This is a genomic window from Caldanaerovirga acetigignens, from assembly GCF_900142995.1.
Classification (GTDB): domain Bacteria; phylum Bacillota; class Thermosediminibacteria; order Thermosediminibacterales; family Thermosediminibacteraceae; genus Fervidicola; species Fervidicola acetigignens.
Genome location: NZ_FRCR01000001.1, coordinates 114,982 through 140,680 on the forward strand (window position 1 = coordinate 114,982; position 25,699 = coordinate 140,680).

A 25,699-nucleotide genomic window follows, 5' to 3' on the forward strand; every position below is an offset into this window, starting at 1 on the left:
AGAGTTATGAATTATATAGGAGAGAACCTTCTGTCTAGGGAATTTGACAACGGACTTAAAGCTTACGTTATTCCTAAGAAGAATTTCAATAAAGTATATGCCGTTTATTCTACAAAATACGGTTCAATAGACAATGAATTCGTAGTTCCGAGGACGGGAGAGAGTTTAAAAGTGCCTGAAGGAATAGCGCATTTCCTTGAACATAAAATGTTCGAGATGCCTTATGGAAATGTCTTTGATAAATATGCCGAACTTGGAGCTTCTTCTAATGCATATACGAACTATACAAATACCACCTATCTTTTTTCTACAACTTCATCCTATGAAGAGTGCATGAGGCTTTTGCTTGAATTTGTCGAAACCCCTTACTTTACGAAAGAAAGTGTGGAAAAGGAAAAGGGTATCATAACGCAGGAACTCAGGATGTATGAAGATGACCCGGAATGGCAGGTTATGCTCAATCTGCTTAAAGCTCTGTACCACCGGCATCCGGTAAGAGATGATATAGGAGGTACCGTGGAGTCGATTCAGAATATAGATGTTGATACTCTGTACAAGTGTTATGAGACCTTCTATCATCCGAGCAACATGGTGATTTTCGTGACCGGTGCGGTAGATGCAGATAAAGTTTTTGAGATTATCGAGGAACGGGAAAATAAAAGAGGCAAACTTTCTCAAAGTGAAATAAAAAGAATTTATCCTGAAGAACCCGATACGGTAAATAAGCCCCGCATAGATGTAAAACTGTCGGTAAGCCGTCCGCTTTTTCTGATGGGATTTAAAGATAACGATGTGGGTTATGACGGGATAGAGCTCCTGCAAAAAGAAATTATAACGAGCATATTGCTGGAAATTATTTTCGGGAAGAGCTCCCTCACTTATGAAAAGCTTTATGAAGAAGGACTTATAGATGACCGGTTTAGTTTCGGATACGAAGGCCAAAAAGGCTACGGATTTTGCACCATCGGTGGAGAGACAAAAGATCCGGAGAAATTAAAGGAAATGTTGGTTGTAAGTATAAGTGAGGCGAAAGAAGGAGGTCTGAAAGAGAAAGATTTTGAAAGAGTAAGGAGGAAATATTTGGGCGACTATATTCAGGGATTTAATTCCCTTGAGTTTATAGCCAATTCATTTGTATCGTATTACCATCGAAACATAAATATTTTTGACTATCCCGATGTATTAAAACAGATAACCTTTGAAGAAGTAAAAAAGAGAATGAATGAATTTTTTGATTTTGAACGAATGGCGGTTTCTATGGTGTATCCAAAATAATGCGCAAAAAATAGCACTTTTTGACGAGAAATGTGGGGCAAAAGCCTCACTTATTTTTATTGTTTTTTTTTGTCGCAAGGGAGGAATTTAAAAACGAGCCGTAGAATAGTTAAAGTGGTATAAAGTGGTGGAAAGTGGAGGAAAAGTCTCTAAAGGGGAGCGCAGGAAAATGCTGATGGGACAGTTCCAGCATTCGCTGGACCCGAAGGGAAGGTTAATAATTCCATCTAAGTTCCGCGAACAACTGGGGGAAAGTTTTATCCTCACGAAGGGTTTAGACCGCTGCTTGTTCGTGTACCCTAAAAGTGAGTGGGTAATGCTGGAACAAAAATTAAAAGCGCTTCCCCTGACAAAAAAGGAAGCGAGGGCATTTATCAGGCTTTTCTTTTCAGGAGCTGTGGAAGCGGAATTGGACAAGCAGGGCAGAGTATTAATTCCTCCTGTGCTGAGAGAATATGCGCGGATAGAAAAGGAAGTGGTGATAATAGGAGTTTCCAACAGAGCGGAAATATGGAGCGCCAAGGAATGGGAAGCTTACAGCAAAGAAGCTGAGGATTCTTATGAAGAGATAGCCGAAAACATGGTAGAGTTGGGAATATAGGTGATGCAAAATGGATTTTCTTCATCAACCGGTTTTGTTAAAGGAGGCCATAGAATTGCTCAACCCCAAATGGGGCGGAGTCTATGTAGACGCTACCCTTGGGGGAGGCGGTCATTTTTCGGAGATACTAAAGAGAATAGGGCCTGACGGAAAGGCAATAGGAATAGACCGGGACGAAGATGCGATTAAAAATGCGAAGGATAAGTTTTCGGCTTTCCAAAATGTTTTTATAATCCACGGTAATTTCAAGAATATAAAGTGTATAGTTGAAAGCCTTGGTTTTAAGACTGTGGACGGCGTTATATTCGACCTGGGGGTTTCTTCATTTCAATTGGAGGAAAAAAGTCGGGGCTTTTCCTACATGCAGGATGCGCCCCTAGATATGAGGATGGACAGGAGTCAGAAGCTCACCGCAAGGGATGTGGTGAATAACCTGGAGAAAAGGGAGTTGGCAAGAATAATAAAGGAATATGGAGAAGAGAAATGGGCTGATAGAATAGCCGAGTTCATAAGTGAAAAAAGAAAAATAAAGCCCATAGAAAGTACTGGAGAGTTGGTGGATATTATTAAAGCGGCTATTCCTGCAAGGGCAAGAAGACAAGGCCCTCATCCAGCGAAGAGAACTTTTCAGGCCCTGAGGATTTTCGTAAACGACGAACTTGAGATTTTATCCCAAAGTTTAAAGGATGCGGTGGAGCTCTTAAAACCGGGGGGCAGAATATGTGTTATTTCTTTTCACTCGCTGGAAGATAGAATAGTAAAGCATACTTTTAAAGAACTTGCGAAGAGTTGTACTTGTCCAAAAGATAGTCCTTTGTGCAGGTGCGATAGACAAGAAAATCTGAAAATACTTACTCCAAAGCCAATATTGCCGTCTCAAGATGAGTTAGAGAATAATCCAAGAGCGAGAAGTGCTAGATTAAGAGCCGGCGAGAAGCTAAGTTCTAAATAACAGGGGGAGTGAATAAAGTGGTAGTAGCTCCAAAAACCTCATATCGGCGAATGCAGCAATATATACCCCGCCAGTTTGAACAGACAAAAGCTAGGACGAAAACTAAAGCGAAAGAAAAAGTTCGTTACATCTTAAGTGTTATTGTGGTAACCTTAGCAACTTTGCTGCTTCTTACAAGGTACTCGTTTATAATCGAAACTCAATATAAAGTTGAAAAATTAAAAGCTGAAGTTGCCAAGTTAGCTAGTGAAAACGAAAGCTTAAAAGTAAAAATAGCTGACTTAAAATCTACTGAGAGGATAGAAAAGATTGCAAAAGCCAATTTGAAGATGCACGAACCTGACGACGAACAGATAAGATACCTTGAGAGGTAAGCCATTTGCAGGGGGATTTTCCATGGCCCACGGTAGCAAAATTGTTAAGAAACGACTTGTCTTTTTGCTTTTGATATGCTTTGCACTGAACATTGCTATCGTAGGAAGAGTTTTTTATATTCAATTTGTCCGAGGTGACGAGTTAAGGTCTAAAGCAAAAAAACAGTGGACAAGGGATTCGCCGGTGGAACCGAAAAGAGGAACCATATACGACAGAAACATGAATCCGCTTGCCATTAGTGCCAGCGTAAAGTCGGTTATGGCAAGTCCCCCCGATATCGAGGATGTGGAAAAAACTGCCTCTTTGCTATCTCCGGTTTTGAATATAGACAAAGAAGTGCTGATTAAAACCCTTGAAGAGGCGAAAAAAAAGAAGAGAGGCTCTATATTCATAAAGAGAAAAATTACTGATGAGGAGGCAGAAGCCGTTAGAACACTTAAACTAAAGGGGATTTATTTTACCGAAGAAAGCAAAAGGTTCTATCCTGAAAAAAATTTGGCGTCTCACGTGTTAGGGTTTACCGGAATTGACAGTCAGGGACTAGACGGGGTGGAGTTGATTTACGACAAATATTTGAGAGGCGTTCCTGGAAGAATTATATCTGAAAAGGATGCTCTTAGCCGGGAGCTCCCCTTTGGCTTGGAGAAATATATCCCACCCGAAGAAGGATTGGGTTTAGTGCTTACTATTGACAAAGTGATACAATACATAGCCGAAAGAGAACTGGAAAAAGCCATTGCAGAAAATGACGCTAAGAAGGGTACAATAATAGTAATGGATCCCAAAACTGGAGAAATTCTAGCTCTGGCAAACAAACCGGATTACGACCCTAACAATTATAAAAACTATTCTTCTTCGGTATGGAGAAATAGCGCAATATCTGATGTATACGAACCTGGGTCGACTTTCAAGATAGTGACAGCAGCAGCCGCTCTTGAAGAGGGTGTTGTCGGTCCTGATGATAAATTTTATGACCCCGGCTACGTGGTTGTGTCAGGTGTCAGGATAAAATGCTGGAGAGCTGGAGGCCATGGCAGCCAGACTTTCGCCCAGGTTATACAGAATTCCTGTAACCCTGGTTTTGTGGAAGTTGCATCAAGATTGGGTAAAGAAAAATTTATCAAATACATAAAAGGTTTCGGTTTCGGAGACCCCACCGGCATTGATCTTCCAGGAGAAGCTAAAGGTATTTTTAATCCCAACAAAGTAGGACCTGTAGAGCTTGCCACTATTTCTTTTGGCCAGGGAATTTCGGTCACCCCAATCCAATTAATCACGGCTGTAGCTGCGGTGGCCAATGACGGAAAGATGACAGCACCCCATATAGCAAAGGCTTTGGTGGACAAGGAAGGCAAAATACTTCAAGAGTTCAAACCTAGAGTCACAAGGCAGGTAATATCTGAAGATACTGCTAAAGAACTTAGGAATCTTTTGGAAAGTGTAGTGGAAAACGGAACAGGTGGGAGAGCAAAAATCGAAGGTTATAAAGTGGCCGGAAAAACGGGTACTGCAGAAAAATACGCGGACGGTAAATATGTGGCATCGTTTGTGGGGTTTGCACCGGCCGACGACCCGCAGTTTGTCGTTTTGGTTATCATAGATGAACCGTCCACCGGAATATACTACGGCGGTCAAATAGCCGCTCCCATATTTCAAAAGGTGATGGCTGATATTTTGAAGTATAAGGGAGTAAAACCCCAGCTTTCAGAAAACAAGCAGAAAGAAGTTGTAAAAGTACCAGATGTAAGGAATTTATACGTGGAGGATGCAAAACAAATTCTAATAAAGCATAAGCTGTCGGTGCGGATAGAGGGACAAGGACTTGTTGTTTATGAGCAGGTTCCAGCGCCAGATTCAGAGATTCCGGCTGGTTCTACTGTCATTTTAAAGGTTTCCGAGGCAAAAACCGACAAGAATCCTGCTACTGTACCGGATCTGACGGGTAGGACAATGCGAGAAGCTAGCGAAATTTTAGACGCGGTAGGATTGAAAATAGATATCAAGGGCAGCGGCTTTGCTGTTCGTCAGAATCCTCCGCCGGGAGCGGAAGTGGAGATTGGTACAGTTGTGCAAGTATTTTTTGAACCGCCTAATTCTATAGATGACAATGAATAAAAAGCTGATGTCTAAGGGATTTCAAGGCTGTAAGGAAGGGAAATTAAGAAATGAAAGCAATGAATGTATTGGAAAATTTAAGCGAAATTTTAAGTGTAAAAGGACCGAAAGACATAAACATAGCAAGTATTACGTATGATTCAAGAAAGGTAGAAAAGGGAAGCCTCTTTGTGGCAATTCGTGGGTTTAAATTGGATGGGCACGATTTCATAGAAGACGCCATAAAAAATGGAGCAGTTGGGGTAATAGGAGAAAAGGAAATGAATTTGCCTGATGGAGTTCTCTACGTGAGGGTAAAAAACAGCAGAAAGGCACTGTCGCAAGCGTCTTCAATATTTTTCGGGAAACCGGCTGAAAAATTGAAAATTGTAGGCGTAACTGGGACCAACGGAAAGACGACAACCACTTATCTCATAAAAGCCATATTAGACGAGGCAGGCCTCCCTAGTGGGGTAATAGGAACTGTAGGTTTGTGTATTAAAGATAAAGTATTGCCTTCTGAACGAACTACTCCCGAATCGCTGGATTTAAACCGTATCTTTGTGGAAATGCTGGATGAAGGGGTAGAATACGTTTCTATGGAAGTTTCTTCACACTCCCTTAAACTTCACAGGGTAGATGACATAAGATTTGAGGTGGGAGTTTTCACAAATTTAACGCAGGATCACCTGGATTTCCACGAAAGTTTTGATGACTACTATTCTTCCAAGAAAAAATTGTTTTACCTCTCCAAAAGGGCAGCCATAAATATCGACGATCCAAACGGGAGGCGTATGTGCGGAGAATTGGACATACCTACTTTAACTTACGCTATTGAAGGAAAGGCTGATTTAAAAGCTGAAGATGTTAGAATTGATTCAAATGGAGTAACCTTTAAATTAAATTTTTATGGAAAACAAAAAAATATAGTCTATAAAGTGCCTGGGAAATTTAGCGTATATAACTCACTTGCTGCCATCTCTGCATGCCTTTTTCTTGGAATAGACCTTGATACCATGGCGAAGGCGCTAGAAAAGGTAAGGGGTGTGCCGGGAAGGTTTGAACCGGTGGATGAAGGGCAGGATTTCACGGTTATAGTTGATTACGCCCATACGCCGGATGGTCTTGAGAACGTGTTAATGACTATAAAATCTTTTGTAAAAGGTAAAATTATAACTGTGTTTGGCGCGGGTGGGGACAGAGACCGGTCGAAAAGGCCACTTATGGGAAGAGTCGTTTCCGAGTACTCGGATTATTTCATAATAACTTCCGATAATCCCAGGAGCGAAGACCCGGAAGCGATTATAAACGACATAGAAAAAGGCTTAGACAAAAACAGCAAATACGAAAAAATAGTCGACAGAAGAGCGGCAATAAAGAGGGCTATCGAGATGGCGTCAAGAGGAGATGTAGTTTTGATTGCAGGAAAAGGGCATGAAAATTATCAGATAATAAAGGACGAAGTTATCCCATTCGATGACAGAGAAGTGGCTCGCGAATTCTTGAAAGAGAAGGGGAGAATGCGGTGAAACCTATCTCTTACGAAGAAATTGTCAAAGCTACTGGAGGCCAGATGGAAAAAAATATTGAGGGCGAGATTTCCGGCGTTTCTACCGATTCGAGGACGATAAAACCTGGAGAACTTTTTGTCCCGTTGATAGGAGAGAAATTCGACGGCCACGATTTTATAAAAACGGCTTTCGAAAGAGGAGCTGGGGCGTCTCTCTGTTCGGAAGATAGAAAATACAAAATTTCGGATTTGGACTTTGAAAAACCTTTGATTCTGGTAAAAGATACAAAAGAAGCCTTTCTTAAACTTGCCAAATATTACCGCTCGCTTTTTGATATACCCTTTGTTGCGATTACAGGTAGCGTGGGAAAGACTTCAACTAAAGAAATGGTAGCAGCAGTTCTTGGAAAAAGGTATAAGGTGCTGAAGAATGAGGGAAATTTTAACAACGAAATCGGGTTGCCCCTTACCATCTTTCGGCTGGACGACCACGAAATAGGGGTCGTGGAGATGGGCATGAGCGGCTTCGGTGAGATACGGCGCCTTTCCATTTTGGTAAGGCCGAAGGTGGGAGTGATAACCAATATTGGCGTCTCTCATATCGAGAAATTGGGGAGTAAGGAGAATATAGCCAAGGCAAAACTGGAGATTGCCGAGGTATTATCCGAAAAGGATCTGATGGTGTTGAACGCCGATAGCCCCGAACTTTATGCGAAAAAAGGAAAGCTGCTCCCCCGGACCTTGTTTTTCGGTATCGAAAAAGGTGACCTTAAGGCGGAGGATATAGTATCTCTAGGACAGGACGGAATGAAGTTCAGGGTTATCGGCAATGGAATTGATTTTTCGGTAAAAATTCCCTTCGTCGGCATCCATCAGGTATATAACGCCCTAGCTGCCGTAGCGGTGGGGCTGGAATTTGGATTAAGCGTCGAAGAGATACAAAGAGGGTTGATTGATGCAAAACCATGCAAAATGAGATTGGAATTTAAAAAATCACGCACCGGTGCTACCGTTATCGACGATTCATATAATGCAAGCCCTGACTCCATGAAAGCGGCCTTGAGGGTCTTGAGCGAGCTCGGAAAAGGTAAGAAAAAAGCAGCTGTCCTCGGCGACATGCTGGAATTGGGGGATTATGCTGCCGACGCCCACCGGGAGGTAGGGAAGTGCGCGGCGGCGGTGACCGATATTCTCGTTTGTATAGGAAAGCACGCTGTAGATCTGGCAAGAGGAGCCTTAGAAGGGGGATTGAGCAGCCGCTTTATTTATACTTTCTCAAAGAAGGATGAAGCTATAGCTTGCATGGAAAAGCTCGTGGGAGATTGTGATATAATTTTGGTTAAGGCATCAAGAGGTATGAAGATGGAGGAGATAGTTGATTTTTTAGTTGGGAGGTCGTAACAATGAAAACCGCATTTCTTGTAGCAGCGACTGCATTTGCATTAGCAGCATTATCCGGAATCGTGGTGATACCTATTTTACAAATATTGAAGTTTGGTCAAACGGTGAGGGACGACGGCCCAAAGAGGCACCTAAAAAAAATGGGAACACCCACGATGGGTGGAATTATGTTAATACCGGCCATAGTATTTTCCACACTGTTTTTTTACAAAGGAAGTCCTTATGCGCTGGCAGCCGTTTTATCCACTGTCGGATTTGGCCTCATAGGTTTTGTGGACGATTACATAAAGGTAGTCAAAAAAAGGCCGTTAGGATTGAGAGCTAGTCAAAAGTTACTTTTCCAAATTCTTCTTTCTATTTTAATTACTTTTTTTGGCTTAAGTGTCCATCCAGGTTCAACGATAGTTTTTTTTCCATTCATAAAAAACGGCATTGACCTTGGACTTATATACATCCCGTTTACAATATTTGTCATACTCGGAACGGTAAACAGCGTGAATCTTACCGATGGATTGGACGGGTTGGTTTCGGGAATTTCAGTAATAGTAGGGTTTGCATATACGGTAATTTATTTTTTTCTTGGCCTGCAGGACCTGGCCTTGTTTAGTTCAGCCATCAGCGGCGCTTGCCTTGGTTTTCTGCTTTATAATCGCCACCCGGCTAAAGTGTTCATGGGCGACACGGGGTCCTTGGGACTTGGAGGGGCTATATCCGCCCTGGCCGTGCTCGGGGGAACTCAATTTTATCTAGCCCTAATCGGCTTTATTTTCGTAATAGAAACTTTTTCAGTAATTTTGCAGGTGATTTATTTCAGGCTAACGGGCAGGAGAATTTTCAGGATGAGTCCTTTGCACCATCACTTCGAGCTGGGCGGTTGGAGCGAATTAAAAGTGGTCGTAGTCTTTTGGTTGATTGCGACCGTATCGGCTTTAAGCGGAGTTATGGTATTTTTGTCAACAGAGATCTTTTTTTGAAAAAAAGGAGGGCAAGCAATGGAATTAAGGGGCAAAAAGGTTTTAGTAGTGGGGCTTGCAAGAAGTGGGGTAGCAGCTTCCATTGAGCTTTCGGGAATGGGGGCTAAGGTAATAGCCAACGACATAAGGAAAAAGGAAGAGATGAAAGAAGTTGTGGACAAATTAAGCAATAGAGGAATCGAATTATTTTTCGGCGGCCATCCGCTGACGCTTTTGGAAGGTACGGATCTAATTGTAATAAGTCCGGGGGTTCCAAGCGATATTCCTCTCATCGAAGAAGCTAGGAAAAGAGGTATCCCTGTAGTAAGCGAGCTGGAACTCGGATACTGGTACACCAAAGCTCCAATAATTGCGGTTACGGGGACAAACGGAAAGACCACCACCACCACTCTTATAGGCGAGATACTCAAAAATGACGGGAAAAATATATCCGTTGCAGGAAACATAGGAACGCCCTTGATTCAAGAGGCTGACAAAAAGGGCCAAAAAGACTACGTCGTCGTGGAAGTGAGTAGTTTCCAACTAGAAAATATACTCTACTTCAAACCGAAAGTGAGCGTAATACTGAACATAACCGAAGATCACCTTAACCGGCACAAGACTTTCGAAAATTACATTGAAGCTAAAGCGAGGATTTTGGAAAATCAAGATGAAAACGATTTTTCTGTTCTAAATTATGACGATCCTGTTGTAGCGGGTCTGGCAAAAAGAGCAAGGAGCAGGGTGGTATTTTTCAGCAGAAAACAGGAGCTTTCCAAAGGCGTTTTCGTCAAAAATGGCGTTATATTGATAAAGGAAAATGGATTTATTTATCCGATTTTGGAGGCAAAGGATCTGGGTATAAAAGGTGCCCATAATCTTGAAAACGCCCTTGCCGCGGTAGCAGTGGCATGGATCACCAAGACGAATTTGAATAACCTGGCCGAAACCCTGAAAGATTTCAAAGGAGTCGAGCACAGGCTGGAATACGTAGATACTATCGATGGCGTGAAGTTTATCAACGACTCGAAAGGAACGAATCCCGATGCTGCTCTGAAGGCTTTAGAGGCGGTGGAAGGTCCGATAATTTTGATAGCCGGGGGTTACGACAAAAAGGTGGACTTTCGACCTTTTGTCAGAGCGTTTTTTGGTAAAGTTAAAAAAGCTGTGTTGATTGGGGCTGCAGCCGAACAGATTGAAAAGGCCGCAAGGGAAGAGGGGTTTTACGAAGTAGAAAAGGCCTCGTCAATGCACGAAGCAGTTAAGATTGCAAAAGAATCTGCGGAGCCGGGAGATACAGTACTTCTTTCACCAGCATGTGCAAGTTGGGATATGTTTTCAAATTTCGAAGAACGTGGAAGGGTATTCAAAGAAGCAGTGCGTTTGCTTAAAATTTAGAGGGGGGCGTTAATCATGAGATACAGAAATCCCCCAGACTTTGTCATCATGTTTGTAGTTCTGGTGCTTTTGTGCTTTGGAATAATAATGGTCTTCAGTTCCAGCAGCGTATGGGCGTATTACGTTCATAAGGATAGCCTTTACTTTTTAAAAAGGCAACTGGTAGCGGCTTTTTTGGGACTTGCAGCAATGGTATATTTCATGAATTATGAATATTGGCAGGTAAAAAAGTACGAAAAAACCATCTTAATTTTAATGTATGTCCTTCTTGTTGCGGTATTAATTCCTGGGATTGGATTAAAGATAAATGAGGCAAGGCGATGGATTGGAGTAGGTTCTTTTACAGTACAGCCTTCAGAAATTGCAAAGCTTGGAATGGTTGTATACCTTTCTTGTACTCTTGAACGAAAGCAGGAGGATATAAAAAGTTTTTTCAAAGGACTGCTTCCCGTATTGCTGGTGACCGCTGTAACATGCGGGCTAATCGTTATAGAACCGCACCTCAGCGCGGCTGTTCTTATAGGAATGCTCTCGATGGTAATGCTATTCGTAGCAGGAGCAAGTATTTCACAGATGCTATCGTTGGGAGGGGCAGGGCTTTTTTTAGTGGTAGTGCTTATAATTGTGGAACCGTATAGGATGGTAAGGTTGTTGTCTTTTATGAATCCCTGGGAAGATATCCGAGGAAGCGGTTACAATATAGTTCAGTCGCTTTATGCCTTGGGAGCTGGAGGACTTTTGGGAGTAGGCTTAGGACAGAGCCGGCAAAAATTTTTCTACCTCCCTGAACCTCAGACGGATTTTATTTTTGCTATAATAGGAGAAGAATTAGGTTTTTTAGGGGCGGTCTTTGTCATTTTTATGTTCACCGTTTTTATCTGGCGAGGGTACAGGGCGGCTTTGCATGCTCCTGATTTATTCGGGAAATTCATGGCTACAGGCATAACGAGCCTTATCGCCTTTCAATTTCTAATTCACGTAGCCGTGGTAACTGCATCTATGCCAGTTACGGGGATGCCGCTGCCTTTCATAAGCTACGGAGGTTCTTCACTTACTATAACGCTGGCTGAAGTTGGTATTTTGTTAAATATAACCAGATACTTGGAGGCAAAATGATATGCCCAAAAAGGTTATAATTGCTGGGGGCGGAACAGGTGGACACGTATACCCTGCAATCGCAATAGCTACTGGGTTGAAGGCAAAATTTGCGGAAGTAGATGTGCTTTTCGTAGGAACAGAAAAAGGACTGGAAAACGACCTTGTACCTAAGGCAGGTTTTGAACTCAAAAAAATCAGGGTAAGAGGCTTTAAAAGGAAGTTATCTCTGGAAAACATTTCAACTCTGAAAGAGGTAGCCCTGGGTGGACTCCAATCCCTGGCTTTGTTAAAAAAAGAAAAGCCGGATTTGGTTGTCGGAACTGGCGGTTATGTAGCAGGTCCCGTAGTTTTTTTTGCATCTATGCTGAAAATTCCAACTTTAATTCACGAACAAAACGTTAAACCCGGTATTACTAATAGAATCCTATCGCGTTTTGTGGATAAAGTGGCGGTGAGTTTTCCTGATTCTGTAAAGTACTTTCCGAAAGACAAGGTTGTAGTGACCGGCAATCCGATAAGGCCAGAGATTGTATTAACAGAAAAATCCAGAGCGCTGAAGGAGCTTGGTGTGGACAAGGAAAAACCGTTGGTCTTATCCTTTGGTGGAAGTCAGGGTGCTTTAAAGCTGAACGAAGCAGCATTGGAGCTAATCGATTTGATAAAGGAAGATAGTACTTTTCAACTCCTTCACATTACGGGCAAAAAGAATTACGATGATTTCATAAGCAAGCTGGAATATAAAGGAATAAATCCATCGGGTCTAGGACATATTAAAGTAAGGCCTTATGTTTACGAAATGCACTATGCTATAGCCGCTGCAGACCTTGTTGTCTCCAGGGCTGGCGCCATTACAATAGCAGAACTTACAGCCGCTGGTAAACCGGCAATTCTGATACCGCTGCCTACCGCAGCGGGTCAACATCAGGACTATAACGCTGGTTTTATGAGAAAAAATGGTGCAGCCGTAATCATTAAAGATAGAGAACTATCGGGAAAAAAGTTGTATGATACGATAAGAAATTTGCTATCCGACAGAAATACCCTTGTCGAGATGTCCAAAGCCAGCAAAAAGTTAGGGAGGCCTGATGCCTTGGAGAGAATATTAAAAGAAATTATTTCTCTAATAGACTAAAATTAACCTTTTATAAATCTTTTTTTCTGACATGGGGGCTATGGTAATATAGATATTGAAGTAGCACTTTGTAATTTCTGCGCATAATATATAGTATTCCTGATAAAGAGCGATTTAGGAATATCGGAAGGAGAGACCGAACTTGCTAGGCGATTATAAACGCATTCATTTTATAGGCATTGGCGGCACCGGAATGAGCGGGATAGCAAGGATAGCAAGAGAATTGGGATATGATGTGAGCGGTTCGGATTTGAAGCCTTCAGAAACCATAAATAGGTTGAAGAAGATTGGCGCCATGGTCTTCCTGGGCCACAGTGCAGAAAATGTAAAGGGTGCGGATCTTGTAGTTGTGTCATCTGCTATTCCACAGGACAATCCTGAATACTTGCAGGCCTTAAAAGAAAAGATACCCGTTATCCACAGGGCCGATGTTTTGAGCTTGTTGATGGCTGGGAAGAAAGGAATAGCGGTGACAGGTGCCCACGGGAAGACTACAACTACTTCGATGATTTCGCTGGTTTTAGAAAAGAGCGGTCTTGAGCCTACAGTGGTAATAGGCGGAGAGTTAAATGACATAGGAGGTAACGCTACCCTCGGAAGAGGGGAATATCTAGTAGCTGAAGCTGATGAAAGTGATGGTTCTTTCTTGAAGCTCCAGCCTTATATAGCAGTGGTAACAAATATAGAAAATGACCATTTAGATTACTACAAGGATATGAATACTATGAAAGAAGCTTACAAAACCTTTGTAAACGGCATTAGAAAAGACGGTTTTGCTTTGTTGGGGACCGACAATGAAAACGTAAGAGATATATTGGATGATTTAAGGGTTACTTACTTCACTTATGGGATAGACTATCCTGCAGATTACATGCCTAAGAATATACGAATAAATGGGTTAACTTCCTCATTTGAGGTTTACTACAATAATGACCCGTTGATTGAGCTGGAACTCAATGTTCCCGGAATGCATAATATATTTAATGCGACAGCAGCCGTTGCTATAGCTCACAGGCTCGGGTTGGAGATGGAAGGTGTAGCAAAAGCATTGAAAGTCTTTCGCGGGGCAAAGCGCCGGTTTCAGATTATTGGAGAGGTGGATAGTATAAAGGTTATTGATGACTACGCCCACCACCCTACGGAGATTAAAGCCACCCTCAAGGCTGCAAAATTGCAAAACCCCAAGAAGATTTACGCCATATTTCAACCTCACCGTTATACCAGGACTAAAATTCTTGCGGGAGAATTTGGTCTTGCATTTGACGATGCGGATGAAGTAATAGTAACAAATATATACAGTGCGGGAGAAAGGCCTATAGAAGGGGTATCATCTTTGCTTATAGTCAACACTTTGAAGGATAGGGGCAAAAAAGTCACTTACATCCACGATAAGGATGAAATACCAGACTTTATTATCCCAAAAGTATCACCAGGAGACTACGTTTTAACTATTGGGGCAGGTGATATATACCAGGTGGCGTACGAGATAGTAAAAAAGCTAAAGACTAAGGAAAGTTAAAAACCAAGGACAACAAAGCCGGTTAAACTACCGGAGGTGAATTTTTTGTGGGGGCTTGTGTAATTGTAGGGGGGTCAAAGCTTTCTGGCCGCCTTAAAGTTCAGGGCTCTAAAAATGCGAGTCTCCCAATCATGGCAGCTACAATACTAAATCGAAGCAAAAATCGCATCAGAAATGTACCGGATATAAAAGATGTCCACGTCATGATAGAAATATTGAAGGTCTTAGGGGCGAAAGTTTCGCTTACCGGAAACGAGCTAACTGTAGATACCAGTAATGTAAATATATGGGAAGTGCCCGAAAATTTAATGAGAAAAATGAGATCTTCTATCATTTTAATGGGTCCGCTTCTTGGGAGATACAAAAAGGTTAAAGTGTCATACCCGGGAGGTTGCGAGATAGGTCCTAGGCCTATCGACCTTCATTTAAAAGGGTTTGCGGCATTGGGAGCGAATATAAGCGAAAGCCACGGTTTTATTTACGCAGAAGCTGATAAATTAAAAGGTACAAACATACATCTGGATTTTCCGAGTGTGGGCGCAACGGAAAACCTGATGCTGGCGGCAGTTTTGGCGGAAGGCCGGACTACAATAAGGAATGCAGCAAAAGAGCCCGAAATAGTGGACCTTCAAAATTATTTGAATAAAATGGGATGCAATGTAAAAGGTGCGGGGACTGATACCATAAAGATAGAAGGTTGTGCGATAGAAGATTTAAATGAAGTAGATGATTATTCGGTAATTCCAGACAGAATAGCAGCAGGGACGTACCTTGTTGCTACTGCTGCCACCCGGGGAAATATAGTTCTGGAAAACGTCATAGTTGAACACATTGAACCTGTTCTTGCAAAACTCAGAGAGATGGGATGTAATATTAGGACTTTGGAGGACAGAGTTCAACTTTGGGTAGATAAACCTTTAAAGGCGCTTGATAGCCTTAGGACACTCCCATATCCGGGTTTTCCAACCGATATGCAAGCTCCCATGATGGCTTTGCTTTCTACGGTAGAAGGGACATCAATAATAACGGAAACTGTTTTTGAAAATCGTTTTAAACATGCAGAAGAGCTCAGGCGTATGGGAGCAGACATCAAATTAAACGGCAATACGGCGATAATAAGAGGCGTAAAAAAATTGACTGGGGCTGTGGTGGAGGCAAAAGATTTAAGAGCGGGTGCAGCACTTGTAATAGCAGGTCTTGCGGCTGTTGGCAAGACCGTAGTTGAAGGGATATCCTTTATCGATAGAGGGTACGAAAAATTTTCTGAATATCTCTTGACATTGGGCGCAAATATAGAACGGTTAAATTAAAATCCTTTTTTTGTCGGAGAAGATTGGACATGTCAGTTTATGGGCGGAAAGAAAGAATGCGAATTGACTATGGAAGAAAAAGGAAAATTGATAATAAAGCACTATTGAGGTTGGCTATATTTTTATGTATAATTACAATAATGCTGGCCACAACAAGTTCTTTTTTTAAAATAAAAGAGGTTGCGGTAGAAGGCAACAGCAGCATACCGGATGGAGAGGTCCTGAAGCTGCTAAGTCGCTATATGGATAAAAATACTTTTATGGTTAAACCGGCATTAATAAGCGAGGAAATAAAACAAGTGCTCCCTGTCGAGGAAGCTAAAGTGAAACTAAGGCTGCCGGGGACGATTATCGTGAGAGTCAAGGAAAGGGAAGTTATGGCTGCCATACCCTATCTTGGAGGATTTGTCTTAATTGACCCGGCATGTTATGTAGTAAAAATGCAGGCTGATTTAGATGGCCTTAGAATTCCGATTGTAACGGGTATAGAGATAACCAAGCCTGAAAAGGCAAAACCCATTATAGTTAATAAAAGACAAGATGTAGTGGAAGGCCTAAAAAAAGCCTTAAAATACCTGCTACCTATGAGAGCAGAGCTCTCCGAAATCCATCTGGATAACAAGGAAGGGGAAATAACTTTTTTTATTTATACTCTTGATGGATTTCAAATATACTTAAAAGAAAAAGACTTAGAGGAAGAAAAGTTCTTGCTTATGGAATCTGTGCTGAAAGATTTGAGGGAAAGGGGTATAGATAAAGGACAAATAGATTTAAGCAAGGGGGCACCTGTGTTTAAAGCCTTTTGATGTTAAAGGGGGAAATCTCATGAGCTATAAGTTAAAAGGCCATATTCTTATCGCACTTGTATGTTTTTTACTAGGACTAATGCTGGTGGCTCAGTTTAGAAGCACTCAAAAAAGCGGAAGTGCGATGACATCTTTACAAAGAATACAAGAACTTACGACAGAGCTGAAAACTGTAATGGATGAGAGGGAAAAATTGAGGGAAGAGCTTGCGGAAATGAGGAAAAGACTAGAAGAATATGAAGATTCGGCTGCAAATGTTAGTCAGGTTACCGAAGCGATGAAAAGGGAGCTGGAAAAAGCCCGCATAGCTGCTGGACTTGTGGAAGGAACAGGGCCTGGAATAGTTATAACGCTTAACGACAGCAATCTGCCAAAGCAGGCAGGTGAGGACCCTAATTTGTTTTTAATCCATGATGAGGATATTTTAAAGGTTGTAAATGAGCTTTTTGCGGCTGGTGCTGAAGCTGTATCTGTTAACAATCAAAGGATTATTGCAACCTCGGAGATAAGATGTGTAGGACCGACTATAATGATAAACTCAGTCAGGATGGCTCCACCTTTTGTGATACAGGCAATAGGAAATCCTGAGAACTTAGAAAGTTCGCTGAGAATGAGAGGTGGAATAATAGAGTCTTTACAAGTCTTCGGCATTCAAGTGAGTATAAAGAAACAGGATAAGATTATAATGCCGGCCTATGCTGGGCCGATCAAATTTGAGTACTTTAAGCCTGTAAAGGCAGGTGAATGAATTGCTCGTACCAATTATAGGACTCATATTAGGTATTTTGGTGGGATTATTTGTTCCCATAGATATACCAATGAGTTATGCTCCTTATGCTTCAATTGCCATCCTTGCAGCGTTAGACTCTGTATTTGGAGGCTTGAGGGCTTTAAGTGAAGGACACTTTGACGTAAATATTTTTATAACTGGATTTTTTATTAATGCCCTTCTTGCAGGATTCCTAGCCTTTCTTGGAGATAAATTGGGTATTCCTATATACATGGCGGCTATATTCGCATTCGGCGTAAGGATATTCCAGAACTTGGCTATTATCAGGCGTCACATGATTGATAGGTTTTTTAGAAAAAATGAATAAAAATTTGTAGAAAAAAAAGGAAACCTACGATTTAATGTGGAATTTATTATTGGAACCTGCCCGTGGGAGGGAGGTGGAGCTTTGGCAAGGAGCAGTGTAGTGGCCAGTCTTGACTTGGGCAGTTCCAAAGTATGCTGTATGATTGGTGAAATTTCCCGAAATGGTGAAATAGATATTATAGGTTATGGAGTGACGCCCAGCACGGGGATAAAGAAGGGAAATATAGTAAATATTGAAGCAATGGTTCGAAGTATAAGTGAAGCTGTCCTGCAAGCGCAGCAGATGTCCAACACTAAAATCGATAGCGTTTTAGTTGGGATCTCGGGTTCAAATGTGACCATAGTGAATAACAGAGGCATTGTTGCTATACCGCGAAGCGACAGAGAAATCAAACCTCACGATGTGGAACGGGTAATTCAGGCTTCAAGGATTATTGCTATACCTCCTGATAGGGAAATTATAGAAGTAATACCGAAGCAGTTTATAGTAGATGGTTGCGATGGGATAAGGGATCCTGTCGGCATGATTGGAACCCGCCTTGAAGTTGAAGTTAGTATAATAACAGGGCAGCTCACGACCATTCAAAACGTAATAAGATGTGTGCAAAAATCGGGATTAGAAGTAGAAGGTTTGATATTAAAATCATTGGCTGCGAAGGAGATTCTTCTAAGCGAGGACGAAGTTGATATGGGAGTAGCTTTAGTCGATATAGGCGCAGGAACAACTGAAATTACGGTTTTTAGAGGAGAAAATATTGAACTTTACAATCTCATCCCGCTTGGAGGTGATTATGTCACCAATGATATTGCCATTGGCCTTCGCTTGCCTTACTCTCAAGCAGAAGCAATAAAGAGAAAATACGCCTGCGCTGCAGCAAGCCTTGCGTCCGACAAACCAGAAATAGAGATACACAGCATCGGGGAAGCTTCTCCAAGAAGAATTTCTCAGAGAGACTTAGCTTTGATTATTGAGCCCAGGGTTCAGGAGATCATATCGCTAATTCACAAAGAATTGAAAACAGTAAATTACAAGGAAATGCTGGCTGCCGGAGTAGTCCTATGTGGCGGCGGTCTTTTGCACTTGAGGGGGGCTCTTGAAATAGCGCAGAAGATGTTGGGGATTCCTGTAAGGGTTGCAAGGACTGACATGTACGGCTTTGACCATACGTTTACGGTAGCGCTGGGACTGCTTTACTACGGCTCAAAAAACAGGTCTTTCGGGGATAGGGATGAAGTTAGGGATAAAAGCGCTTTAAGTTTTTTTGAAAGGGCGAAGCGTATATTGCGCGAATACTTTTTAGGATAATGGAAGGGGGTCATAAGGTGCTAGATATTGATGTGGCAATGGAACAATTCGCCAACATAAAAGTGATCGGAATAGGTGGTGGAGGTAACAATGCCGTAAATCGCATGATAGAAGCAGGATTAAGGGGAGTAGAGTTTATAGCTGTGAATACCGATGCTCAAGCCCTTTTCTTGTCAAAGGCCGATAAAAAGATTCAAATAGGCGAAAAATTGACAAAGGGGCTTGGTGCAGGTGCTAACCCTGAGATCGGGAAAAAAGCGGCAGAAGAAAGCCGAACCGAGATAGAAGAAGCTCTAAAAGGAGCTGATATGATATTCATAACCGCCGGTATGGGAGGCGGTACAGGAACGGGAGCGGCCCCAGTGGTGGCAGAAATTTCCAAAAACCTTGGGATATTAACTGTTGGCGTCGTGACAAAGCCCTTTAGCTTCGAAGGCAAAAAGCGAATGGCTCACGCGGAAATGGGTATAGCCAATCTCAAAAATTGTGTTGATACTCTTATAACAATTCCTAACGACAGGTTGCTTACCATCGCAGAAAAGAAAACTTCGATTATAGAAGCTTTTCGCATTGCCGATGACGTCCTGAGGCAGGGTGTACAGGGTATCTCAGATCTAATAGCTGTTCCTGGCCTTATAAACTTGGACTTTGCCGATGTGAGGACAATAATGATGGATACCGGCTTGGCTCATATGGGGATTGGTAGAGGGAGTGGCGAAAACAGGGCTATTGAGGCTGCAAAACAGGCAGTTTCAAGTCCGCTTTTAGAAACGTCTATAGAAGGAGCGAAAGGCGTCCTATTGAATATAACAGGCAGCTCCAACTTAGGACTTTTGGAAGTAAACGAAGCTGCCGAGTACATAGCGTCGGCGGCTGACCCAGATGCCAACATAATATTTGGTGCGGTTATCGACGAAAAGCTACAGGATGAGATAAGGATAACTGTTATAGCTACAGGATTTGAACAAAAGGAAAAACCGGCAAAGCAGGAAGATGAATTTGGAATTGAACCTTTTGACGAAGAAGATTTTGACATACCTGCATTTCTTCGAAAAAGCAGGAAAAAATGAGAGCGCAAAATGGCGCTCTTTTTTTATGGGCAGATCAGAAAGTGACAATTTTTTGTAATGGCCTGTGTTATCATTAAATCATAAAAAGAGGATAATCTGAATATAAATTTATTTAGGCTGAATATGGCTGGAGGAATCCATAATGGTAATATATTTGGATGTAATATTCGCAATAAATTTTATAATGAATCTTGCAATACTTTATCTGGTAAAATTAATACTAAAATTTAGGGCCAAAAGGTTTAGGTTGGTTATAGCAGCTCTTTTGGGAAACCTTTTCCTTTTAGATATGTTTTTTATAAACGGTAAATTTTCGAACACCATGCCCGGTAAAATATTTTTATCTATTTTGATGGTTTTGACTGCATTTTATCCTTTAACCTTACCAGAGTTTTTAAGAGCATTAAGCCTTCTTTATTTTGTTTCGTTCATGGTAGGAGGTGGCGCTTTTGCTTTATTTTACCTAATAAAAAATAGCGATGCATTTTCGCAAGACCTCCTAGTAAATAATATTTACGTGCCATGGTGGATATTACTTGTTTCTTTTGCCTTTTTATTTATATTCTTTAGATTGGCATGGTCGGTGATTTATAAAAGGCTATTGATTAGTTCATTGGTTGTGCCAGTAACAATTTATATTGCCGGGGAACAGTTAAAAATAAGAGCCTTACTGGATACGGGCAATGATCTAAAAGATCCACTTTCCGGTAATCCAGTGATGATAGTGGAGTATCCAGCAGTGGAACGATTTTTGCCCGAAGAAATAAGAAGGTGTCTGAAAGGCGATATTCTAGAGAGCGTTCAAGAGTTGGAGCAATTAATTTTGCATTCTTCGTGGGCGAAGCGCATTAAAATCATTCCTTTCACTTCTATCGGAAAAAATAAAGGTATAATGATGGGATTAAAAGTGGATAGAATTTGTGTTTTGTTGGATGAGAGGTTTTACGAAGCTGACAATGTAGTGCTAGGAGTATGTAACTTTACACTTTCTCCCGGAGGTAATTATGAAGCCTTATTGAGTCCCGAATCTTTAATTGCATAGAAATTTAAATGGAGGGAGAGTCAATGTGGGGAGGATTCAATTTTAAGGTAATGATTATAAAAATATTACTAAAATTAGGTATGCTTGAGAAAGGAGTCATTTATTATATAGGTGGAAGTGAAACACTCCCACCTCCTCTTTCCAGCGAGGAAGAAGCAATTTTGTTAAATAGACTGGAAATGGGGGAGGAGTCGGTAAAAAATGTATTAATAGAGAGGAACTTAAGGCTGGTGGTTTACATTGCCCGCAAGTTTGAGAACACCGGTGCAGGTATAGAAGACCTTATATCGATTGGAACAATCGGACTAATAAAAGCAATTAATACCTTTGATCCTCGAAAAAAGATTAAACTTGCGACTTATGCCTCCAGGTGCATAGAAAATGAGATATTAATGTATTTAAGAAGGAATAATAAAAACCGCAGCGAGGTATCTTTTGATGAACCTCTAAATGTTGATTGGGATGGGAATGAGCTCCTGCTTTCGGATATTTTAGGAACCGATAGCGATATGATTTACAGGTGTATAGAAGAGGAGGTCGAAAAGGAGCTTTTGGATGCAGCCATAAAGCGTCTATCTAAGAGAGAAAGGTGTATAATGGAACTCAGGTTCGGGTTGAACGATGGAAAAGAAAAAACCCAAAAGGAAGTGGCCGAGCTTTTGGGAATTTCACAGTCGTATATTTCCAGACTAGAAAAAAGAATAATTAAAAGATTAAAAAAGGAAATAATTAGAATGATGTAATTAAAAAAAGCGAATAAAAACGTCCCCCTGTGGCAAAAATTTAAATGAGGTATTGGAAAGACAGGGGGATATTTTATGAATTTGAACAAAGTAGAGATATGTGGTGTTAATACCTCCAAACTACCTGTTCTATCCAACAGCAAGATGAAAGAACTTTTTATAAAAGTCAAGCAGGGAGATAAGGAAGCTAGGGAAAAGCTCATACACGGAAACTTGAGATTGGTGCTGAGCGTTATTCAGAGATTCAACAATAGAGGTGAATACGTCGACGACCTTTTTCAGGTCGGATGCATCGGTTTGATGAAAGCCATAGACAATTTTGACTTAAGTCAAAACGTAAAGTTTTCAACTTACGCCGTTCCAATGATTATAGGAGAAATACGGCGGTATCTTAGAGATAACAATCCAATAAGGGTCAGCAGATCTCTAAGGGATGTAGCATATAAAGCGCTACAAGTCAGGGATTCACTGGTAAACAAAAATTCTAGAGAGCCTTCAATTGATGAAATAGCAAAAGAGATGAACGTGCCTGCTGAGGAAATAGTGATGGCATTGGATGCGATTCAGGAGCCCATATCTTTGTTTGAACCAATTTATCATGATGGCGGAGATCCTATATTTGTCATGGATCAGATAAGTGACGACAAGAATAATGATGAAAATTGGATAAGCAGCATTGCTATTAAAGAAGCAATGCAAAAATTAAATGAAAAGGAAAAGATGATATTAACGCTTAGATTTTTTGAAGGAAAGACTCAAATGGAAGTAGCACAAGAAATAGGAATTTCTCAGGCACAGGTATCCAGGCTTGAGAAGGCAGCCTTAAAGCATCTGAGAAAGTACATTTAGTCTGGGGTGAGCTATTATGGAAACGACAAAGAAGGTTTTTATAGTTATATTGACAGTAGTATTCCTTTTTTGTTCTTACTATTTCTTGGGCAGTAGAGCAATTGTTGCTTACAATATGAAAAACCTTGTCTACATTAATAATGTTGAACCGCTTAAATTCGTAATGGAAAAAGAACGAATCAAGAAAATGGTGATGGAAGTAAATTAATATGGCTTTTTTGAGCCTTTTTTTTTTTACATTTTTTCTTTCTAGTGAATATAAATAATAGTGAAAAAGGAGTGATGGCTGTGATAAAAGCTTCAGATTTAAGGCAGAGGGAGATAATAAACATAACTGATGGGAAGAGACTGGGATTCATTAGTGATCTTGACATAGACGTAGAAGAGGGGCGCATACGGGCGATCATAGTGCCAGCTCCGGCTAAAATCTTCAGCGTTTTCGGCAAGGGCGGAGATTACATAATTCCGTGGGAAAAAATAAAAAAAATAGGAAGCGATGTAATACTCATAGAACTTTCGGATTTCACCGAACCGAAAAAGGGAAACTGAAAAGAATTTTTAAGTGAGGCTTTGTCGAGCCTTTTTATTTTTTTAAAAAAACATTATAATTTTAGGTAGAGGGAGGAAACAAAAGACGATATGAACTGGAAATTGCGCTTCAAGATGGAAAAGTTGAAAGAACAGGAAATCAACCTCGTTCCGGAAAAAAGCTTTGGTTCGGTGCCGATAAACGTGGCATTGGTTTTTCCCAATGCCTACGAACTTGGGATGACCAATCTTGGATTTCAGGCCATTTACCGCGAGATCAATTCCAGGATGGATTCGCTGGGTCACAGGGCGTTTTTATTTAAAGGTTTTCCGCCATATACCATAGAAGCTTTAAAGCCGCTATCTGAATACGATATAATAGGATTTTCGGTGTCCTTTGAAATGGATTACCTCAACATGTTAAAAATATTGGATGATGCAGGCATTCCTTTATTTGCATCCGAAAGGGAAAATCCGATAGTCATGGCTGGAGGTCCTGCGATTACATTCAATCCCGAACCCCTTTCGCCTTTTGTAGATTTTTTCGTGATAGGAGAGGGAGAAGAAGTTATACACGAGATATTGGATACATTTCGAGAAAATGCTGGGCGATCAAAAAGTTATATTTTAGAAAAGATAGTTCAAATTAAAGGGGTTTACGTTCCGGCTTTTTACGAGGTGAGATATGGAGATAAAGGGGAAGTTAAAGAATTTAAGGCTACTCCTCCTGCACCACTAAAAATTAAAAGAAGATGGGTAAAAGACCTTGATGCTTTTACTACCGAGACGGTTGTAATTACTCCTAATACCGAGTTTAAGGATATGTTTCTCATTGAACTTTCAAGAGGATGTGGTCGAAATTGCAGATTTTGTATGGCGGGATATTGTTACCGTATCCCCAGGGCAAGGAAGTTGGAAAGGATAATAGAGAGAGCAAAATTTGCGGCACAACTTGGCAAAAAAGTAGGATTGGTAGGTGCTGCCGTATCTGATTATCCCCGAATAGATGAATTAGTAAAAGAGTTTGCTAAAAATAACATTAAATTTTCCGTTTCATCATTGCGCGCCGATTCTTTGAGCAAAACGCTCATAGAAGGGCTTTCTTCAAGCGGCCATAAAACTCTTACAATTGCACCAGAAGCTGGTTCTCAGAGGCTGCGAAATGTTATCAACAAAGGCATAACTGAAGAGAATGTACTTGATGCTGTAAAATTGGCTGAAATTTATGGAATAAAAAATATAAAGCTTTACTATATAATAGGATTGCCCACAGAGACCGAGGAAGATATTAAAGAAATGATTGAGTTTTTGATAAAGGTCAGAGAAATAATGGCAGAAGGGAAGAATAAAGATGGCATTCTTACTGTAAGTGTTAATCCTTTTATTCCAAAGCCATTCACCCCTTTTCAATGGATAGGGATGGAAGACCCTACTTCATTGGAAGGTAAAATAAAAAAGCTACAGAGCAACCTGAAACCCAAGGGAATAAGGATATTATACGAAAGTCCGCGAATTTCCCAGGTACAGGCAGCACTATCACGGGGGGATCGTGACATTGCTAAGTTGCTCTATCGGGTTCACCGATTAGGAGGGAACTTAACAGCATTGAAACGTTTCGAAGTCGATGGTAAAACCGTAGAATATTACGCTCACAGGGAATTTCCCCTCGATGCGGTGCTCCCGTGGGATCATATAGATGTAGGACTTTCAAAGGAGTATTTTATAAAAGAGTACCAAAAAGCGAAAGAAGGGAGAACTACGCGAAGGTGTACCGAGGATGTATGCAGTGTATGCAGGATATGTGCAAAGTAAGGTGGTTGAAATGGGTTTTGAATTGAGGAAGAAAGGTGACGTGGAATTTTTAATAATTCCTTCATTTGAAGAAACAGGTCTTGTAAGGCACGCTTTCTCTACTCGAAGGGGTGGATTTAGCGTAAACCATTGTGAGAGTCTAAATTTGGGATTTAACAAAGGAGATGACAGGCAAATTGTCCTTAAAAACTATGAAGTTTTCTGTGATGCGGTAGGTATTAAAATGGAAAATCTGGTGGCATCCAATCAGGTCCACGAGAGCGAGATTTATGTTGCAGGAAAAGAGGACAGAGGTAAGGGAATTCTGATTAAATCTGATATTACCGGTAAAGATGCACTTATAACAAGAGAAAAAGAAGTTGCTCTTGTGACTTACTATGCGGATTGTGTTCCGCTTTTCTTACTAGATCCGATAACTCCTGCTGTGGGACTTGTTCACGCGGGATGGCGCGGAACGGTCAAAAAGATAGGTATGAAGACTGTTAAGAAGATGATAGAAGTTTTTAATACCCCTGTGGGAAAATTGCTTTGCGGTATAGGCCCGTGTATTGCCGGCAGTTGTTATGAAGTAGATGACAACGTAGTGGAAAAATTTAAAGATGCTTTTGAATATTGGAAAACCTTGGTTAAATATAAAGGAAACGGCCGCTGGCTGCTGGACCTGGTAAAAGCCAATAAAATGCAGCTTGAAGATATGGGAGTGAACCCCGAAAACATTACGGTGAGCGGACTTTGTACCCATTGTTGTTCAGACCTTTTTTATTCGTACCGGCGAGATAAGGGTGTGACAGGGAGTCTGGCGGCAGTTATCGAATTAAAATGAGGGGTG

General features: G+C 41.1%; 25 protein-coding genes. All 25 read left to right on the top strand.

Going from position 1 to position 25,699, the window contains the following annotated elements:
* Positions 1 to 6 precede the first annotated feature (6 nt).
* The 25 genes from yfmH to pgeF all read left to right on the top strand — a co-directional run bounded on the left by yfmH (position 7) and on the right by pgeF (position 25,693).
* Positions 7 to 1,275 carry an EF-P 5-aminopentanol modification-associated protein YfmH gene (gene yfmH / locus BUB66_RS00615; protein WP_073253143.1) on the top strand — a complete coding sequence of 423 codons (1,269 nt, stop codon included), beginning with the start codon at positions 7 to 9 and terminating at the stop codon, positions 1,273 to 1,275.
* Positions 1,276 to 1,444: 169 nt separating this feature from the next.
* Positions 1,445 to 1,876, top strand: a complete 432-nt coding sequence (mraZ, locus tag BUB66_RS00620) for a division/cell wall cluster transcriptional repressor MraZ (RefSeq protein WP_073253619.1) — start codon at positions 1,445 to 1,447, stop codon at positions 1,874 to 1,876.
* A gap of 10 nt (positions 1,877 to 1,886) precedes the next feature.
* Positions 1,887 to 2,828 (top strand): 16S rRNA (cytosine(1402)-N(4))-methyltransferase RsmH, encoded by a 942-nt coding sequence (gene rsmH / locus BUB66_RS00625; RefSeq protein WP_073253144.1) that lies wholly within the window; start codon positions 1,887 to 1,889, stop codon positions 2,826 to 2,828.
* 17 nt (positions 2,829 to 2,845) lie between these two features.
* Positions 2,846 to 3,202: a cell division protein FtsL gene (gene ftsL, locus BUB66_RS00630; protein WP_073253146.1), complete on the top strand. Its 357-nt coding sequence runs from the start codon at positions 2,846 to 2,848 to the stop codon at positions 3,200 to 3,202.
* Positions 3,203 to 3,224: 22 nt separating this feature from the next.
* Positions 3,225 to 5,318, top strand: coding sequence for a stage V sporulation protein D (locus BUB66_RS00635; RefSeq protein ID WP_073253148.1), 2,094 nt, complete (start codon positions 3,225 to 3,227; stop codon positions 5,316 to 5,318).
* 50 nt (positions 5,319 to 5,368) lie between these two features.
* Entirely contained in the window at positions 5,369 to 6,826 is a 1,458-nt protein-coding gene (locus BUB66_RS00640; RefSeq protein ID WP_073253150.1) for a UDP-N-acetylmuramoyl-L-alanyl-D-glutamate--2,6-diaminopimelate ligase, read from the top strand.
* Positions 6,823 to 8,208 carry a UDP-N-acetylmuramoyl-tripeptide--D-alanyl-D-alanine ligase gene (locus tag BUB66_RS00645; RefSeq protein ID WP_084098504.1) on the top strand — a complete coding sequence of 462 codons (1,386 nt, stop codon included), beginning with the start codon at positions 6,823 to 6,825 and terminating at the stop codon, positions 8,206 to 8,208. The genes BUB66_RS00640 and BUB66_RS00645 overlap by 4 nt, the downstream gene beginning before the upstream one ends.
* A gap of 2 nt (positions 8,209 to 8,210) precedes the next feature.
* Positions 8,211 to 9,182, top strand: coding sequence for a phospho-N-acetylmuramoyl-pentapeptide-transferase (mraY, locus tag BUB66_RS00650; protein ID WP_073253152.1), 972 nt, complete (start codon positions 8,211 to 8,213; stop codon positions 9,180 to 9,182).
* An 18-nt stretch (positions 9,183 to 9,200) separates the two neighbouring features.
* Positions 9,201 to 10,559 (top strand): UDP-N-acetylmuramoyl-L-alanine--D-glutamate ligase, encoded by a 1,359-nt coding sequence (gene murD / locus BUB66_RS00655; RefSeq protein ID WP_073253154.1) that lies wholly within the window; start codon positions 9,201 to 9,203, stop codon positions 10,557 to 10,559.
* 15 nt (positions 10,560 to 10,574) lie between these two features.
* Positions 10,575 to 11,675, top strand: coding sequence for a stage V sporulation protein E (gene spoVE, locus BUB66_RS00660; protein WP_073253156.1), 1,101 nt, complete (start codon positions 10,575 to 10,577; stop codon positions 11,673 to 11,675).
* Position 11,676: 1 nt separating this feature from the next.
* Entirely contained in the window at positions 11,677 to 12,789 is a 1,113-nt protein-coding gene (murG, locus tag BUB66_RS00665) for an undecaprenyldiphospho-muramoylpentapeptide beta-N-acetylglucosaminyltransferase (RefSeq protein WP_073253158.1), read from the top strand.
* A gap of 142 nt (positions 12,790 to 12,931) precedes the next feature.
* A complete protein-coding gene (gene murC, locus BUB66_RS00670; protein ID WP_073253160.1) occupies positions 12,932 to 14,308 on the top strand; it encodes a UDP-N-acetylmuramate--L-alanine ligase in 1,377 nt (458 codons plus the stop codon).
* A 47-nt stretch (positions 14,309 to 14,355) separates the two neighbouring features.
* The gene (murA, locus tag BUB66_RS00675; RefSeq protein WP_073253161.1) at positions 14,356 to 15,618 is read left to right on the top strand and encodes a UDP-N-acetylglucosamine 1-carboxyvinyltransferase; all 1,263 of its coding nucleotides are present in this window, start codon (positions 14,356 to 14,358) and stop codon (positions 15,616 to 15,618) included.
* Positions 15,619 to 15,758: 140 nt separating this feature from the next.
* A complete protein-coding gene (locus BUB66_RS00680) occupies positions 15,759 to 16,424 on the top strand; it encodes a cell division protein FtsQ/DivIB (protein WP_159431485.1) in 666 nt (221 codons plus the stop codon).
* Between the two features lie 19 nt (positions 16,425 to 16,443).
* A complete protein-coding gene (locus tag BUB66_RS00685) occupies positions 16,444 to 17,172 on the top strand; it encodes a DUF881 domain-containing protein (RefSeq protein ID WP_073253165.1) in 729 nt (242 codons plus the stop codon).
* Between the two features lies 1 nt (position 17,173).
* Complete coding sequence (locus tag BUB66_RS00690; RefSeq protein ID WP_073253166.1) at positions 17,174 to 17,521, top strand: small basic family protein; 348 nt, start codon at positions 17,174 to 17,176, stop codon at positions 17,519 to 17,521.
* A gap of 81 nt (positions 17,522 to 17,602) precedes the next feature.
* Positions 17,603 to 18,826: a cell division protein FtsA gene (gene ftsA, locus BUB66_RS00695; protein ID WP_073253168.1), complete on the top strand. Its 1,224-nt coding sequence runs from the start codon at positions 17,603 to 17,605 to the stop codon at positions 18,824 to 18,826.
* Positions 18,826 to 19,896: a cell division protein FtsZ gene (gene ftsZ, locus BUB66_RS00700; RefSeq protein WP_342039300.1), complete on the top strand. Its 1,071-nt coding sequence runs from the start codon at positions 18,826 to 18,828 to the stop codon at positions 19,894 to 19,896. The genes ftsA and ftsZ overlap by 1 nt, the downstream gene beginning before the upstream one ends.
* Positions 19,897 to 20,038: 142 nt before the next feature.
* Positions 20,039 to 20,938 carry a sigma-E processing peptidase SpoIIGA gene (gene spoIIGA / locus BUB66_RS00705; protein ID WP_073253172.1) on the top strand — a complete coding sequence of 300 codons (900 nt, stop codon included), beginning with the start codon at positions 20,039 to 20,041 and terminating at the stop codon, positions 20,936 to 20,938.
* A gap of 50 nt (positions 20,939 to 20,988) precedes the next feature.
* A complete protein-coding gene (gene sigE, locus BUB66_RS00710; RefSeq protein WP_198409327.1) occupies positions 20,989 to 21,681 on the top strand; it encodes an RNA polymerase sporulation sigma factor SigE in 693 nt (230 codons plus the stop codon).
* A gap of 75 nt (positions 21,682 to 21,756) precedes the next feature.
* Positions 21,757 to 22,530, top strand: coding sequence for an RNA polymerase sporulation sigma factor SigG (sigG, locus tag BUB66_RS00715; protein ID WP_073253177.1), 774 nt, complete (start codon positions 21,757 to 21,759; stop codon positions 22,528 to 22,530).
* Positions 22,531 to 22,546: 16 nt separating this feature from the next.
* On the top strand, positions 22,547 to 22,738 hold the full coding sequence (locus BUB66_RS00720) for a hypothetical protein (protein WP_073253181.1): 192 nt from the start codon (positions 22,547 to 22,549) through the stop codon (positions 22,736 to 22,738).
* Positions 22,739 to 22,818: 80 nt separating this feature from the next.
* Positions 22,819 to 23,079 (top strand): YlmC/YmxH family sporulation protein, encoded by a 261-nt coding sequence (locus BUB66_RS00725; protein ID WP_073253184.1) that lies wholly within the window; start codon positions 22,819 to 22,821, stop codon positions 23,077 to 23,079.
* Positions 23,080 to 23,169: 90 nt separating this feature from the next.
* Positions 23,170 to 24,870 (top strand): radical SAM protein, encoded by a 1,701-nt coding sequence (locus BUB66_RS00730; protein WP_073253186.1) that lies wholly within the window; start codon positions 23,170 to 23,172, stop codon positions 24,868 to 24,870.
* A gap of 10 nt (positions 24,871 to 24,880) precedes the next feature.
* A complete protein-coding gene (gene pgeF / locus BUB66_RS00735; protein WP_159431486.1) occupies positions 24,881 to 25,693 on the top strand; it encodes a peptidoglycan editing factor PgeF in 813 nt (270 codons plus the stop codon).
* The last annotated feature ends 6 nt before the right edge of the window (positions 25,694 to 25,699 follow it).

What these genes read in the sequence shown, in the direction of transcription:
- spoVE (WP_073253156.1), top strand. Translation starts at nt 10,575, where the DNA reads ATGAGATACAGAAATCCCCCAGACTTTGTCATCATGTTTGTAGTTCTG.
- BUB66_RS00730 (WP_073253186.1), top strand. Translation starts at nt 23,170, where the DNA reads ATGAACTGGAAATTGCGCTTCAAGATGGAAAAGTTGAAAGAACAGGAA.
- BUB66_RS00640 (WP_073253150.1), top strand. Translation starts at nt 5,369, where the DNA reads ATGAAAGCAATGAATGTATTGGAAAATTTAAGCGAAATTTTAAGTGTA.
- sigG (WP_073253177.1), top strand. Translation starts at nt 21,757, where the DNA reads ATGAATTTGAACAAAGTAGAGATATGTGGTGTTAATACCTCCAAACTA.
- BUB66_RS00685 (WP_073253165.1), top strand. Translation starts at nt 16,444, where the DNA reads ATGAGCTATAAGTTAAAAGGCCATATTCTTATCGCACTTGTATGTTTT.
- sigE (WP_198409327.1), top strand. Translation starts at nt 20,989, where the DNA reads ATGATTATAAAAATATTACTAAAATTAGGTATGCTTGAGAAAGGAGTC.
- mraZ (WP_073253619.1), top strand. Translation starts at nt 1,445, where the DNA reads ATGCTGATGGGACAGTTCCAGCATTCGCTGGACCCGAAGGGAAGGTTA.
- rsmH (WP_073253144.1), top strand. Translation starts at nt 1,887, where the DNA reads ATGGATTTTCTTCATCAACCGGTTTTGTTAAAGGAGGCCATAGAATTG.
- yfmH (WP_073253143.1), top strand. Translation starts at nt 7, where the DNA reads ATGAATTATATAGGAGAGAACCTTCTGTCTAGGGAATTTGACAACGGA.
- ftsZ (WP_342039300.1), top strand. Translation starts at nt 18,826, where the DNA reads ATGGAAGGGGGTCATAAGGTGCTAGATATTGATGTGGCAATGGAACAA.
- spoIIGA (WP_073253172.1), top strand. Translation starts at nt 20,039, where the DNA reads ATGGTAATATATTTGGATGTAATATTCGCAATAAATTTTATAATGAAT.
- murD (WP_073253154.1), top strand. Translation starts at nt 9,201, where the DNA reads ATGGAATTAAGGGGCAAAAAGGTTTTAGTAGTGGGGCTTGCAAGAAGT.
- BUB66_RS00635 (WP_073253148.1), top strand. Translation starts at nt 3,225, where the DNA reads ATGGCCCACGGTAGCAAAATTGTTAAGAAACGACTTGTCTTTTTGCTT.
- murG (WP_073253158.1), top strand. Translation starts at nt 11,677, where the DNA reads ATGCCCAAAAAGGTTATAATTGCTGGGGGCGGAACAGGTGGACACGTA.
- BUB66_RS00720 (WP_073253181.1), top strand. Translation starts at nt 22,547, where the DNA reads ATGGAAACGACAAAGAAGGTTTTTATAGTTATATTGACAGTAGTATTC.
- pgeF (WP_159431486.1), top strand. Translation starts at nt 24,881, where the DNA reads ATGGGTTTTGAATTGAGGAAGAAAGGTGACGTGGAATTTTTAATAATT.
- mraY (WP_073253152.1), top strand. Translation starts at nt 8,211, where the DNA reads ATGAAAACCGCATTTCTTGTAGCAGCGACTGCATTTGCATTAGCAGCA.
- BUB66_RS00680 (WP_159431485.1), top strand. Translation starts at nt 15,759, where the DNA reads ATGCTGGCCACAACAAGTTCTTTTTTTAAAATAAAAGAGGTTGCGGTA.